The 14,344-nt window shown below is 73.0% G+C and carries 6 protein-coding genes and 1 pseudogene; 4 read left to right on the top strand and 3 right to left on the bottom strand.

Annotation, left to right across the window (positions count from 1 at the left end):
* The 4 genes and pseudogenes from IG54_RS0132650 to IG54_RS0132635 all read left to right on the top strand — a co-directional run.
* On the top strand, positions 1 to 925 hold a 925-nt coding region (locus tag IG54_RS0132650), incomplete at its 5' end, for a beta-ketoacyl reductase (RefSeq protein ID WP_030793086.1).
* A gap of 26 nt (positions 926 to 951) precedes the next feature.
* Positions 952 to 7,314: pseudogene (locus IG54_RS0132645) on the top strand (type I polyketide synthase); the annotation flags it as partial.
* A gap of 163 nt (positions 7,315 to 7,477) precedes the next feature.
* A complete protein-coding gene (locus IG54_RS0132640) occupies positions 7,478 to 8,029 on the top strand; it encodes a DUF1453 family protein (RefSeq protein WP_030793081.1) in 552 nt (183 codons plus the stop codon).
* 131 nt (positions 8,030 to 8,160) lie between these two features.
* On the top strand, positions 8,161 to 9,357 hold the full coding sequence (locus tag IG54_RS0132635; RefSeq protein ID WP_199809623.1) for a glycosyltransferase: 1,197 nt from the start codon (positions 8,161 to 8,163) through the stop codon (positions 9,355 to 9,357).
* Positions 9,358 to 9,468: 111 nt separating this feature from the next.
* On the opposite strand, the gene IG54_RS0132630 is transcribed toward IG54_RS0132635, so the two are convergent.
* The 3 genes from IG54_RS0132630 to IG54_RS38555 are packed head-to-tail and all read right to left on the bottom strand — an operon-like array spanning position 9,469 to position 14,055.
* On the bottom strand, positions 9,469 to 10,152 hold the full coding sequence (locus IG54_RS0132630) for a 4'-phosphopantetheinyl transferase family protein (RefSeq protein ID WP_030793075.1): 684 nt from the start codon (positions 10,150 to 10,152) through the stop codon (positions 9,469 to 9,471).
* Positions 10,149 to 11,045 carry a metallophosphoesterase family protein gene (locus tag IG54_RS0132625; RefSeq protein WP_051820256.1) on the bottom strand — a complete coding sequence of 299 codons (897 nt, stop codon included), beginning with the start codon at positions 11,043 to 11,045 and terminating at the stop codon, positions 10,149 to 10,151. The genes IG54_RS0132630 and IG54_RS0132625 overlap by 4 nt, the downstream gene beginning before the upstream one ends.
* On the bottom strand, positions 11,026 to 14,055 hold the full coding sequence (locus IG54_RS38555) for a helix-turn-helix transcriptional regulator (protein ID WP_037898181.1): 3,030 nt from the start codon (positions 14,053 to 14,055) through the stop codon (positions 11,026 to 11,028). Before IG54_RS38555 ends, IG54_RS0132625 begins: the two co-directional genes overlap by 20 nt.
* Positions 14,056 to 14,344 lie beyond the last annotated feature (289 nt).

The raw sequence follows: 14,344 nt of genomic DNA, 5'->3' as shown, positions 1-14,344 counted from the left end.
CTCCTCCGCCGCCGGCGTCCTCGGCAACCCCGGCCAAGCCAACTACGCCGCCGCCAACACCTTCCTCGACGCCCTCGCCCACCACCGCCACACCCAGGGACTGCCCGCCACCTCCCTCGCCTGGGGCGCCTGGGAACAGACCGGCGGCATGACCGCCGACCTGGGCGGCGCCAACGCCGACCGCATGAGCCGCGGCGGCATGACCGGCCTCACCCACGCCGAGGGCCTCCACCTCCTCGACGCCACGTGGGCCACCGAGCAGGCCCTGCTCGTGCCCATGCACCTCGACCTGGCCGCCGTACGCGCCCAGGCCACCTCGACCGGCGTACCCCCGCTGCTCCGCGGTCTCGTCCGCGCACCGAACCGCCGTACCGCGCAGGCCGCTTCACCGGCCGAGAGCGAAACGCTGACGCAGCGGCTCGCCGGGCTGTCGCGGGAGGAGCGGCGTGCCGCGCTGCTCGATCTCGTACGGCGGCAGGCCGCGTCGGTGCTCGGTTTCGCGAGTGTGTCGGAGGTGCCCGCCGACCGTGCCTTCCGGGAGCTGGGCTTCGACTCGCTGACCGGCGTCGAGCTGCGCAACCAGCTGGGCAAGGCGACCGGGCTGCGGCCCCCCGCCACGCTGGTCTTCGACTACCCGAACCCCGTCGAACTCGCCGAGTACCTGCTGGGCGCGCTGCCCGACGGCGACGGAGCCGGGCGCAGTGTGCACGACGAGCTGGACGCTCTCGAGTCGCTGCTCTCCTCGCTCGACCCGGACGGCGGCGAGCGGGTCCGTATCAGCACCCGCCTCCAGACGCTGCTGGCCCGCCTGGGCGGGGGCGGCGGCGACGAGGTCGCCGAGACGGAGTCGGTGGCGGACGCGATCGACTCCGCGAGCGACGACGAGATGTTCCAGTTCATCGGCCGAGAATTCGGCATTTCCTGACCCGCTAGGAGAAGAGCGTCACCATGTCCAACGAGGAAAAGCTCCGCCACTTCCTTAAGCAGGTCACGGCCGATCTGCACCAGACCCGTCAGCGCCTCGGCGAGCTGGAGGCGGGCGCGCACGAGCCCATCGCGATCGTCGGTATGAGCTGCCGCTTCCCGGGCGGGGTGGAGGACCCGGACGGGCTCTGGGAGCTGGTGCGCGACGGCCGGGACGGCGTCACGGAGTTCCCCACCGACCGCGGCTGGGACATCGCGGCGCTCCAGGGCTCCGGCGAGGAGGGTGAGGGATACACCTCCGACACCGTGTACGGCGGGTTCGTGCACGGCGCCGCCGAGTTCGACCCCGCGTTCTTCGGCATCTCGCCGCGCGAGGCGCTCGCGACGGAGCCGCAGCAGCGGCTGCTGCTCGAAGCGTCCTGGGAGGCGTTCGAGAGCGCGGGGATCAACCCGGCCGAGCTGCGGGGCAGCAGGACCGGTGTGTTCGCGGGCCTGATGAACAACACCGACTACCTGGCGCAGGCGCCCGTGCTGCCGGAGGGCGTCGGCGGATTCCTCAGCACGGGCACCTCGGGGAGCGTGGCCTCGGGCCGGGTGTCGTACACGTTCGGCCTGGTCGGTCCGGCCGTGACCGTGGACACCGCGTGCTCGTCGTCGCTGGTCACGCTGCACCTGGCGGTTCAGGCGCTGCGGGGCGGCGAGTGCTCCATGGCGCTGGCGGGCGGCGCGACCGTCATGTGCGCGCCGGGCACCTTCATCGAGGTCAGCAAGCAGCAGGGTCTTGCGGCGGACGGCCGGTGCAAGGCGTTCTCCGAGGACGCGGACGGCGCGGGGTTCTCCGAGGGGGCGGGCATGCTGCTCCTGGAGCGGCTCTCCGACGCGCGCCGCAACGGCCGTCGGATCCTGGGCGTCATCCGGGGTACGGCGGTCAACCAGGACGGCGCGTCCAACGGTCTGACGTCCCCGAACGGGCCCTCCCAGCAGCGCGTCATCCAGGAAGCGCTGGCCAACGCCCGGCTCGCACCGGAGCAGGTGGACGCGGTGGAGGCGCACGGCACCGGGACCACGCTCGGCGACCCGATCGAGGCGCAGGCGCTGATCGCCACCTACGGTCAGGCGCGTGACGCCGAACGGCCCCTGTGGGTCGGCTCGTTCAAGTCCAACGTGGGGCATACGCAGGCCGCGGCCGGTGTCGGTGGCGTCATCAAGATGGTGATGGCCATGCGGCACGGCGTGCTGCCGAAGACGCTGCACGTCGGTGAGGTGACGCGGAAGGTCGACTGGTCGGGCGGTTCCGTCGCGGTGCTCAAGGAGGCGCGGCCGTGGCCCGAGTCCGGGGAGCCCCGCCGTGCGGGCGTCTCGTCGTTCGGGGTCAGCGGCACCAACGCGCACGTGATCCTGGAGCAGGCCCCCGAGCCGGTGGACGCCGGGTCCGCGCCGCGGGACCCGGCGGAGAACGCCGCCGCGGAGGGTTCCCCGCAGGCCGCCGCCCGGCCGCTGGCGGAGGTCGCCGCGCCCTGGCTCCTGTCCGCCAAGTCGGAGCAGGCGCTGCGAGGTCAGGCCGAACGGCTGCGCGCCCATGTCGCCGCCCGGCCCGAGCTGGACCCGGCGGACGTGGCGCACTCCCTGGTGACCACGCGCGCCCGGTTCGACTACCGGGCCGCCGTGGTCGCCGACGACCGTGAAGGGCTGCTGCGGGGTCTCGCGGCGCTCGCGGACGGCGCCACGGAGACGGGCGAGGAGGCCGGGGACGCGCTGATCGTCCAGGGCATGGCCCGGCCGGACCGGAAGATCGCGTTCGTCTTTCCGGGGCAGGGCTCGCAGTGGCTCGGCATGGCCGCGGGCCTGCTGGAGTCGTCGCCGGTGTTCGCGGCCTCCGTCGCCGAGTGCGATGCCGCCTTCGCCGAGTTCCTCGACTGGTCGGTGGCCGACGCCCTGCGCGGGACGCCGGGCGCGCCGGACCCGGAACTCCTCGATGTGCTCCAGCCGATGCTGTTCACCACGATGGTGTCGCTCGCCGCGCTGTGGCGGTCCTGCGGCGTGGAGCCCGCCGCCGTCGTGGGCCACTCACAGGGTGAGGTCGCCGCCGCGTACGTCGCGGGCGCGCTGTCGCTCCAGGACGCCGCCCGCATCGTCGCGCTGCGCAGCAGGGCGCTGCTCGCGCTGATCGGCAAGGGCGCGATGGCGTCCGTGCTCGCCCCGGTGGAGTCGGTGCGGGAGCGCATCGCGCCGTACGGTGACCGGCTGTCGATCGCGGTGGTCAACGGGCCCGGCGCGTGTGTGGTGGCCGGTGTGCCGGACGCCGTAGACGAGTTCGTCGCCGCGATGGAGGCGGCGGAGATACGGGTGCGGCGCGTGCCGGGCGCGCTGGGTGCCGGGCACTCCGCGCAGGTCGAGCCGTTGTGGGAGCGGATCCTCGCCGACCTCGGCCCGGTCGTGCCGCGGGCGGCTCGGGTGCCGTTGTACTCGACCGTCACCGGTGAGCTGCTCGACACCGCCACGATGGACGCCGCGTACTGGTACGAGAACATGCGGCGAACCGTTGAGTTCGACGGCACGGTACGTGAGTTGCTGGCGTCGGGTCACCAGATGTTCATCGAGGTCAGCCCGCATCCGGTGCTGACGGTGCCGCTCCAGGGCATCCTGGAGAGCGCCGGTGGCGAGGCCGTCGTCCTGGGCACCCTGCGACGCGGTGAGGGAGGGGCGCGGCGCTTCCTCGGCGCCCTGGCCGCCGCCCACGCCGCCGGGGCCGAGCCCGCCTGGGACGCCGTGATCAGCCCCGGCCCCGCGGGCCGGGTGGAGCTGCCGACGTACGCGTTCCAGCGCAGCCGCTACTGGCTGGAGCCGGGGCCCTACGACGGTGACGTGACGTCCGCCGGGCTTGTCCCGGCCGGTCATCCGCTGCTGGCCGCCGTCATCGAACGGGCCGACGAGGACGGTCTGTTGCTGTCGGGCCGACTCTCCCTGCGTACGCACGCGTGGCTCGCGGACCATGCCGCGCTGGACACCGTGCTGCTGCCGGGTACCGCCTTCGTGGAGCTGGCCCTGCACGCCGGTGACCGGGTGGGTTGCGGGGTGCTTGAGGAGCTGACGTTCGAGGCCCCGCTGATCCTGCCCGCGGAGGGCGGTGTCGCGGTGCAGCTCGTCGTCGGCGCGCCCGACGCCACGGGCAGGCGCGCGGTCAGCGTCCACGCCCGCCCCGACGATGCCACCGGCGAGCAGCCGTGGACCCGGCATGCCACGGGCACCCTCGCCGGATCCGCCGCGCCCGCGTCGTTCGACTTCACGGCGTGGCCGCCCGAGGGCGGCGAGGCGGTGCCGGTGGACGGCCTGTACGACGAGTTCCACGCCGCCGGGATCGGCTACGGACCGGCGTTCCAGGGGCTGCGCGGGGTGTGGCGGCGCGGCTCGGAGATCTTCGCCGAGATCGACCTGCCGGAGGAACTGCACTCCGCGGCCGCGGAGTTCGGGGTGCACCCCGCGCTGCTGGACGCGGCGATGCACGCCGTGGCGGCGGCGACGGTCGACGGGGCGGACGGCTCGGACGCGGGCGGGCTGTGGCTGCCGTTCTCGTGGCGCGGCGTCAGCCTGTACGCGAAGGGTGCGAAGGCCCTGCGGGTGCGCTTCGCGCCGGTCGAGGGTGAGGAGGCACTCTCCCTCCAGGTCGGTGACGCCGCCGGGCATCCGGTCGTGGCCGCCGACGCGCTGGTGGTGCGGCAGATCTCGGCCGAGAAGCTGAGCGCGGCGAGCACGCGCCACCACGAGTCGCTGTTCCAGGTCGACTGGGTGCCGCTGCCGCTCCCGGCGGCCGGCGCGCAGGCACCGTACGCCGTGATCGGTGCCCAACTGCCCGGCGCGACGGGCCCGGTACACGCCGATCTCGGGGCGCTGACTGCCGAGTTGGCGGCGGGCGGGCCGGTTCCCGAGCTGGTCTTCGCGCCGCTCGGGCTGGCCTCGGAGATCGGCTCCCGTGGTGCGGCCGGGACCGCCGAGGCCGCGCACCGCGCGGCCCGCGAGGCGCTCGAACTGGTCCAGGCATGGCTGGCGGAGCCGCGTCTCGCGGACGCGCGTCTGGTCGTGGTGACCCGCAACGCGGTGGCCACCGGCCTCGACGAGGACGTTCCCGGCCTGGCCGACTCCCCGGTGTGGGGTCTGCTGCGTTCCGCGCGTGCGGAGAACCCGGACCGGTTCATCACCGTCGACCTCGACGGTGAGCGGTCCTCGGCCGAAGCGCTGTGGGCCGCGGCGGCCTCCAGGGAACCGGAGATCGCTCTGCGTGCGGGCAGCGCGCTGACCCCGCGTCTCGCGCGGGTCCCGGTGGCCGGCGAGAGCGGTGCGGGGGCGGATCCGACGGGCGGTGAGGTACGGCGTACGGCCCTCGACCCGGACGGGACCGTGCTGATCACCGGCGGCACCGGGACACTGGGCGCCCTGGTCGCCCGCCACCTGGTGACGGAGCACGGCGCGCGCCATCTGCTGCTGACCAGCAGGCGCGGCATGCGGGCGGCGGGAGCCGCCGAGCTGACGGCCGAACTCACCGCGCTGGGCGCCGATGTCCGGCTGGTGGCCTGCGACACCTCCGACCGGGCCGCGCTGGAAGCGCTGTTCGCCGATGTGCCCGCCGAGCATCCGCTGACGGCGGTGGTGCACAGCGCCGGGGTGCTGGACGACGGTGTCCTCGACGGGCTCACCCCCGAGCGGCTGGCGAAGGTCCTGCGCCCCAAGGTCGACGCCGCGCTGCACCTGCACGAGCTGACCGAGGATCTGGACCTCAGTGCCTTCGTACTGTTCTCGTCCGCGGCCGGTGTGATGGGCAACCCCGGCCAGGCCAACTACGCGGCCGCCAACGCGTTCGTCGACGCCCTCGCCCAGCACCGGCGCGTCAGGGGCCTGCCGGCCACCTCGATGGCCTGGGGACTGTGGCTGGACAGCCTCGGCGCGATCGGCGAGGCCAACGGCGAGGACGCCGCCGCCCGCACCGGGAACCGGATACCCGGCCTCACCTCGCAGGAGGGGCTTGAGCTGTTCGACACGGCGTGGCACCACGAGCGCACCCTCTTCGTGCCGATGCGGCTGGACCTGGCGGGCCTGCGCGCCCAGGCGGATCCGGCGGGCGTGCCGCCGCTGTTGCGGGGCCTCGTCAAGACCGTCGCCCGGCGTTCCGCGGGCGGGGCACAGGCCGCGGGCCCGTCGCTGACGGAGCGGCTGGCCGGGCTGCCGGAGCACGAGCGGGGCGCGGCGATGCTGGAGTACGTCCGTACTCAGGCCGCCTCCGTCCTCGGTTATGCCGACGCGGACGCGGTGGCGCCCACCCGGAGGTTCCTGGAGATGGGCTTCGACTCGCTGAGCGCGGTCGAACTGCGCAACCGCCTGGGCGCGGCGACCGGTGTACGGCTGCCGGCGACCGTCGCCTTCGAGAACCCCACCTCGGAGGCGCTGGCCGCCTATCTCACCCGGGCCATGGGAGCGGCGGCCGCGTCGCGCCCCGAGGAAGGGGACGAGCCCGCCGCGGCCGGTCAGGAGAGCGTGTTCGGGGCGATGGCGCGGCGTGCGGGCGAGCTGGGCCGGCTCCAGGAGTTCGTCACGCTGCTCACCAGCGCCTCGGAGTTCCGGCCGTCGTTCGAATCGTCCGCGGAGCTGTCCGACGAGCTGGACGTGGTCCGGCTGGCCAAGGGCGAGTCCGGTGCCGAACTGGTCTGCATCCCCTCGGTCCTGCCGATGTCGGGGCCGCACGAGTACGCCCGGTTCGCCGCCGCGCTCCGCGATGTCCGTGATGTGTCGGTGCTGCCGGCGCCCGGCTTCGTTCCCGGGGAGCCGCTGCCGGCGAGTGTGGACGCGCTGGCCGCGGCACACGCCGAGTCGCTGCTCGCCCACACGGACGGCAAGCCGTTCGTGCTGGCCGCGCACTCCTCGGGAGGCATGCTGGCGCACGCGCTGGTGAGCCGCCTGGAGTCGCTGGGCGTACAGCCGCGGGCGCTGGTCCTGATGGACATCTACCCGCTGGACGCGCAGGCGTTCGAGGGGGTCCAGACGCGGATCGGGGGCGCCGGGTCCCCGGCCGACGAGCGGGGGCCGGACTCCGGGGCGACGGCGGGCGCGGCGGCGGGTGGCCTGGGGGCGCTCGGCGATGTGCGGCTCACCGCGATGGCGGGGTACTTCCGCGTCTTCGGCGCCTGGCAGCCGCAGCCGATCGCCACGCCCACGCTGCTGGTGAGGGCTTCGGAGCCGCTGCCGAACTGGCGGCACACGGCGAACTGGCAGTCCTCCTGGCGCCTTGAGCACAGTGCGCTGGACACCGCGGGCGACCACTTCTCGATGATGGAGGAGCACGCCGGCGAGACGGCACGGGCCGTGCACGAGTGGCTCGCGCGCCTGGACCCGTCGGCGTAGCGGTCCGTCCGGGTCCTCCCTGCGGAGGGCTGTGGGGGGTGGAAACCGAAGTCCCGGTCTCCACCCCCTTTCTCCACCCGTGACCCCAGGACGGGAATTCGCGCGGCTCCTAGTCTTCCTTCATACGCACGAACGAAGCACGAGAAAGAAGCGGAGGTACGCAGTGACTGACGCCATGTTGGATGCTCTGTTCCTGGCCGGGATCCTGATCACCATCGTCCTTACCACCCAGGTGGGGCGGCATCGCTTCGGACTCCTCAAGTTGCTCATGCCGCTGGGGCTCGTGGCCTATTTCGCCTACGACATGCTCCACAACATGAAGACGACGCAGCCCAATCTCACGTCGGCCGGTGTCGGAATCGCCATCGGCGCGGTCATCGGTGTCGGACTGCTCTACACCATGACCGTCGAGAACGACACGGCCACCGGAAAGACCTACACCCGGGCCGGCTGGAGTTACCTCGCCATCTGGCTGATCGTGCTCGTCAGTCGGCTCACGTTCATCTGGTCGCTGGAGAACATCGATTCCTTCCGCGCCGATTTCGGCAAGTGGACGGTCGAGCAGCAGATCGACCCCGACGGGGTGGCCGCCTTCTTCGTCCTGATGGCCATGGCCATGGTTCTGGTCCGCACGGTCGGTGTCGCCATCCGCTGGATCCGGCGGCCGAAGCCCGTGGCGTCCGCGGGTCGGACCAAGCAGACCACCGCCGCCTGACCGTCGTACGGGAGGGGCGGATAGGGGTTGTCGCCGCCTCTCGCCGGCCGGAAACATTCACTTCAGGTAATTGGGCCGGCGCGGCACACACGGAACGTCAGGGAGATCTGGAAATGCGAGTTTTCTGTACGGTGACCGGAACTCAGGGGCATGCCAATGAGGTGCTGCCGCTGGCGCGGGCGCTGGCCGAGGCGGGCCACGAGGTTCTCGCCACGGTGCCCGAGCACCTCGTCCCCGTATTCGAGGGTTCGCCGGTCACCGTACGGCCCGTGATGCCGGGCATTCCGGAGATCATGCACTCCATATTCTCCCTGCGGGCCCGCTTCGAGGAGAGCAACCCCGGCGAGGAGATCGTCGTCGACAACAGGTTGCAGATGATCCTCTGGGGCGGCGGCCCGCATATCACCACCACCTTCGAGCGGATCATTCCGATCGCCCGGGAGTGGAATCCCGATCTGGTATTGCGGGACGGTGGCGAACTGACCGGCGTACTGGTCGCCGAAGCGCTCGGCATTCCGCACGTCTCCTGCCCCTCGGGGCCGACGAATGTCACCGATCCCGAAGGCCTGCTGCCTTTCCTGAACGAGCGGCGCGTCGACGTCGGCCTGCCGCCCCAGACGGAGCCGTGGTCGGTCTACCCCTTCGGCCGCATCGACTGCGTCCCCCACGCGTTCTCCTTCACCCGCTACCCCGCACCGCAGGCGTTCGCCTACCAGCAGCCCGCGGCGCTGCACGGCACGCAGGGCCTCCCCGCCGAGCTGGCCGAACTGCCGGGCGACCGCCCGCTGGTGGTGGCCTCGGTGGGCAGCGCACTGCCCACGGTGATGGGCATGAAGGAGCAGGGCGTCGAGCCGCCCGAGGGCATGCTCCACCCCTCCGACACGCTGCGGGCCATCATCGAGGGGCTCTCCTCCCTCGACTGCCACGCGGTCGTGGCCACCGCGGGCTTCCCCGTCGACGGCGTCACGGTGGGGGACAACGTGACCGTGATGGACTGGCTGCCGCAGCAGCAACTCCTTGAGTGCGCGCAGCTGTTCGTGACGCACGGTGGCTACAACAGTGTGCGTGAGGCCATCCGGCAGGGTGTGCCGATGGTGTCGCTGCCCCAGTTCGGCGACCACCTGCACAACTCCGAGCGGCTGGCGGAGCTGGGCCTGGGCGCCCACGTCACCGACGTGACGGCCGAGGGCGTCGCCCTGGCCTGCAAGCAGGTGCTCGGCGACGACCGGATCCAGGCGGGCATGCGCAGCGCCCACCGGCAGATGCTCGGCCTTCCCGGCATCGGCGAGGTCGTCACCCACCTCGAGTCGCTCGTCGCCACCGCGTAAATCCGGCCTGACGCTACGTCAGGCCCCCATGAACCGCTGTCGGTCCCCCGTCCGGCAGCGTCCGGCGGGCGCCGGTTCCGATCGACCGTCGGAACCGGCGTCCGCTTTTTGTCAGCGGGTGGGTCCCTGGGTCTCCAGCGCGATCGCGGTGACGAGCAGCCCGTCCCGGGCGAGCCAACGGCCCGTGAAACCCGTCAGCGGCCCCCCGTCGGGCAGCCGCCCCGGACGCAGGATCCGCGCCGAGAACGTGCCGGACGATCCGCCGGCATCGCTGAAGGTGATCTCCGCGTCATCGAAGTCGATCTCGCGCCGGATGAGGGGGAACCAGGCCTTGTAGACGCACTCCTTGGCGCTGAACAGCAGACGGTCCCGGTGCACGGGACCGGCCGTCCCCGGGGCGAGGACCCACGCGGCCTCACGCGGCAGTGCGATCGCCCCCAGTACGCCGTCGGGCAGCGGCCCGTCGGGCTCCGCGTCGATGCCGACCGCCAGGACGTCGTCGGCCTTGGCCAGCGCCGCGGCGCGGTAACCCGCGCAGTGGGTCATGCTTCCCACCACGCCCTTCGGCCACTGCGGCACATTGCGCACCCCCGGCAGCACCGGCGAGGGCGGCAGCCCCAGACCGGCGAGCGCCCGCCGCGCACAGGCCCGTACGGTCGCGAACTCCGCGCGCCGTCCCGCCACCGAGGACGCGACGAGGGCCGCCTCCTGGGGATACAGGGCCGCCTCCGGGTTCTGCCCGTCCTCGTAGGACTCCGCGCAGACGACCGTCTTCGGCAGCAACTGGCTGATCATGGACGCTCCTTCAGTCGGTCGGCGGTGCCCTGCGCGGCCACGGTCTCCGGTGTGAACGGAGCGATCCGGCGCAGCAGGCCTCGCGGGTGGCCGCGTTTGCGCCACTCGCGCGGGTAGCCGATGGAGACCTCCTCGAAGCGGACCCCGTCGTACCAGGTGGTGCGCGGGATGTGCAGATGCCCGTAGACGACCGCGGCGGTGTTGAAGCGGGTGTGCCAGTCGGCGGTCAGCTCGGTGCCGCACCACTGGGCGAACTCCGGGTGCCACAGGACGTCCGTGGGCTGCCGTACCAGCGGGAAGTGGTTCACGAGTACGAGGGGCAGGTCCGGGTCGTGCGCCGCCAGGCGGCGTTCGGTCTCCGCGACGCGTGCCCGGCACCACGCGGCCCGGCCGGGGTAGGGGTCGGGGTGGAGCAGGAACTCGTCCGTGCACACCACACCCGCCTCGTAGGCGCGGGCCAGCGACTCCTCCTCGGTCCGGGCGCCGGGCGCCCGGAAGGTGTAGTCGTAGAGCACGAAGAGCGGGGCCACGGCGAGGGGGCCTCCCGGGCCGTCCCAGACCGGGTAGGGGTCTTCCGGGGTCACCACGCCGAGGCTTTCGCAGAGTTCCACCAGGTGCCGGTAGCGGGCTTCGCCGCGCAGTTGGACCGGGTCCTCGCGCGGCGTCCACAGTTCGTGGTTGCCCGGCGCCCAGATCACCTTGGCGAAGCGGTCGGCCAGCATCCGCAGTGCCCGCTCGATGTCCTGCGTCAGTTCGGCGACGTCCCCGGCCACGATCAGCCAGTCCCCGTCGCTCCGCGGGTGCAGGGATTCGGTGATCGGCCAGTTGTCGGCCATCCCGACGTGCAGATCGCTCACGGCGAGGAGTTGTCGTTCAGGCGCAGTCGGCGACATCGAAGTCCAAAGTGGTCGGCAGGTCCTGTCGGCGCCTGATGTTGATCTTCCGGTAGACCCGGGTGAGATGTTGCTCCACCGTGCTGACGGTGATGAAGAGCTTGCTGGAGATCTCGCGGTTGGTGTGGCCGAGCGCGGCCAGCCTGGCCACCCGGCGTTCGGCCTCGGTCAGGGCCTCCTCCGCGCGGATCCCGGCCCCGGAGGCCGGTTCCGCCCCTTCGGACAGGGGATCGGGACCGGCCGGGGCGACGCGGGCGGAGGCGACACGGGCGGGGGCGACGCGGGCCGCCGCGGGCTGGGGCGCCCGGAAGGGTTCGTACGCGCCGCAGATGTCGGCCATCTGCCCCGCCTGCCGGACCAGCCCGCGTCCCTTGGCCGGTGCGCCGAGCCGCTTGTAGGCGTGGCCGAGGTCGGTCATGGCCAGGGCCAGGGTGTACGAGTCACCGGCGTCGCGGAGCAGTCGCACGGCTTCCTCCAGCAGGGCGGGCCGTTGCGGGAGGGGGCGGGCGGCGGCCAGCACCCGCAGGGCGGCGCCCCGGGTGCGCAGATGTTCGGGGTGCGTACGGGACAGTTCGTCCTCGACCAGGGCCGCGGCCCGTTCGGAATCCTGAAGCCTCAGCCAGGTCTGCGCCGCACCGGTGCGCCACGGCACCAGGGCGGGTGAGTCCATGCCCCAGGCCATCATGAGTTCGCCGCACCGCAGGAAGTCGGCGAGAGCGGCGTGGTGACGCCCGGTCTGTAGCTGGAGCGCAGCGCGCGCGTGGAGGTAGGAGAGTCCGTAGCGGGTCCTGAACATCGCGTCGGGTACCGGCCGTTCGAGCAGTTCCGCCGCCGCCTCGTGGTGCCCCATGCGGGTGCGGGCCTCCACCAGCGCCGACAGGGGCAGTCCGATGCCGACGCCCCAGCCGTGCGCGGGCAGCCGCGCCAGCGATGCCTCGGCTCGCTCCACGGCCGCGGTGAGATTGCCCTGCCGCAGGTAGATGTGCGCCCGGACGGCCATGAGCATGGCCACGGCGCGCTTGCCGCGGGCCTGCCCGAGCAGCCGGTCGCACCAGCGGGCCGAGGAGGCGAGCAGATCGCTGAGGATGAGGGCGCCCAGCGCGGCCAGCAGCATCTCGGCGGTGGTCTCGGTCAGCATGGTGGACCGCAGGATCTGCTCGGCGTCCGCCACCGCCGTAGACCCCGACCGCAGACCCAGTACGGAGTTGAGCGCGCCGAACACCCGGACCCGGGCGCGGGCAGCGGCACCCGGGGCGGGTTTCGTCGGGGCGGATGCGGGTGGGGTGGATGCGGGTGGGGCGGGTGCGGTCGGCCTGAGTGCGGTCGGGGCCGGGTGGGACGCCGTGGACTTCGTCAGCGTGGGCTTCGTCAGGGTGGGCTTCGTCAGCACGGGGGCGGTGGCCGCGGCTTCGGTCGCTGCCGATCCGGTCACCGCGATGGCCGCCTCCGGTTCCGGCCGCCGCTCGGCGTACGGAGCCCGGTCGTTCTCCGTGAGGGCGTCCGGGTACGTACCGGCCACCTGCAACCGGGTCGCCTTGACCTCGTCCTCCAGGCGTGGCGCGTGCGTCTCGGCGGCGGTCGTGCTCGCCAGCCGGAGGGCGGCGGTCGCCTCGTCCACGTACCCGTACCACATCAGCTTGGGTACCAGCCGCAGGGTGTAGCTGATCGGCAGCCGGCCGTCGCGGGCCGGCAGCGCCAGTGACCGCACCTGCTGGGCGGCGGTCGCCGGCTGGTAGCCCCAGTTGAGTTCGGCCAGCTGGGCCCGGATGGACAACCGGGTCGCCTCGTCCCCGCAGCAGCGCTCGGCCATCTGTAGGCACCGCATCGCGAAGTCGGGCTCGCCCCCGGCCGGGGCCTGGCGGGCGGCCGCCTGGAGGACCTCCCACACCCATGCCTCGTCCACCGGCCCCCGCAGATCCTGGGCCAGCAACTGAGTCGCCACCCGCACGGGATCCGCACCGCCCTGGTGCAGCAGCTTGGCCGCGCAGTAGTGCAGCCGCGCGGCCTCCTCGGTCGACAGGTCGTCCAGTACGGCCTCCCCCATCGCTTCGTGGCGGAACTGGCGTCCGTACAGGATGCCCGCGTCCTCCAGGGCGGCCGCGGCCGACCGGATCGTCTGGTCCTCGACGCTGAGCAGCAGACTCACGTTCGGCGAGGTCGGGGGTTCCCGGAGCAGCGCGAGACCGCGCGCGACGGCCAGGGCGTAGTCACCACTGCGCTGTGCACAGCGCAGCGCGGCCTGCCGGAAGAGGTCGCCGGCCTGCGGAGTCCCGCCGCCCCGGCGGGCGGCCGACGGCAGGAGCTGGTCCGCGGCGAGCGCCTTGAGCAGCATGGGGTTGCCGCCCGTCGCCCGGTGGAAGTCCGGGGCGAGGTGGGTGGCCTCGGCGGCGGGCAGCTGGTCGGCGAGCAGCCGGGCGACGTCCTCGACGCCGAGCGGTCCGAGCCGCATACGCAGTACGCGGCCGGCTTCCGGTGACGCGTCGGCGCAGAAGGCCTCCCCGGTCGCCGCGGGCCCTTCCGTCACCACCACGGACAGACCGGAGAACCCGGAGTTCCGCAGGAGGTACTCCAGGACCTGGCGGGACTGGGCGTCCGCGAACTGGATGTCGTCGACGGTGATCAGCACCCGCCCGGCGGTGGCCGGGGCGCCGAGCCCGCGCGTCAGCTCACTCAGGACCCGCAGCGGGACCTGGGAGACGGGCGCGGAGGTCGCCGCGGCTTCCGGGCGGCCCGGGGGGTCCGTCCGGTGCTCCGGCTCGGCCGGCACGTCCTGCTGGAGCTGTTCCAGTACCGCGTACGGCAGGTCCTGTTCCGTGGGCGCCGCCACGGCGCTCACCACGGTGACCCGGTTCGCCGCGGCGAAGTCGGCGATCTCGTGGAGGAGTTCGGTCTTGCCCATGCCGGCCGCGCCGCTGATGACCGCGAGGCGGGGGCCGGGTCTCCCCGCCCTGGGGTCCGCCTCGAGAAACTCGCGGAGTCGCGCCGTTTCCTCGCCCCGATACACCAACATGGCCACGTGTCCTTCCCCTCCGTCGCTCACGAGTGGCGACGAGGTACGGACACGCCAGCGGTCGACTGGTCCTGCCTGCACGTCGTGCTTCCCCGTTGCGATGTGCGCTGCGGCGGCCGGGGCCGCTGTCCCGGCCGGGGCCGGGATCCGACTGCCACTGCGCTTCCCCGTTGCGATCCCCCCGGTGCGGGGGTACTGCCCCCCGTTCGTTCCGCGGCGGCCCGGCGGAACGGGGGTGACCGGTCGATCATCTCCGGTCGGGACACCTGATAGGTGTCAAGGTCATGTA

This window comes from Streptomyces sp. NRRL S-920 (assembly GCF_000717945.1).
GTDB lineage: Bacteria > Actinomycetota > Actinomycetes > Streptomycetales > Streptomycetaceae > Streptomyces > Streptomyces alboniger.
The sequence above is the reverse complement of the archived record's forward strand: the minus strand, read 5'-3'. Positions and strand labels throughout refer to the sequence as shown.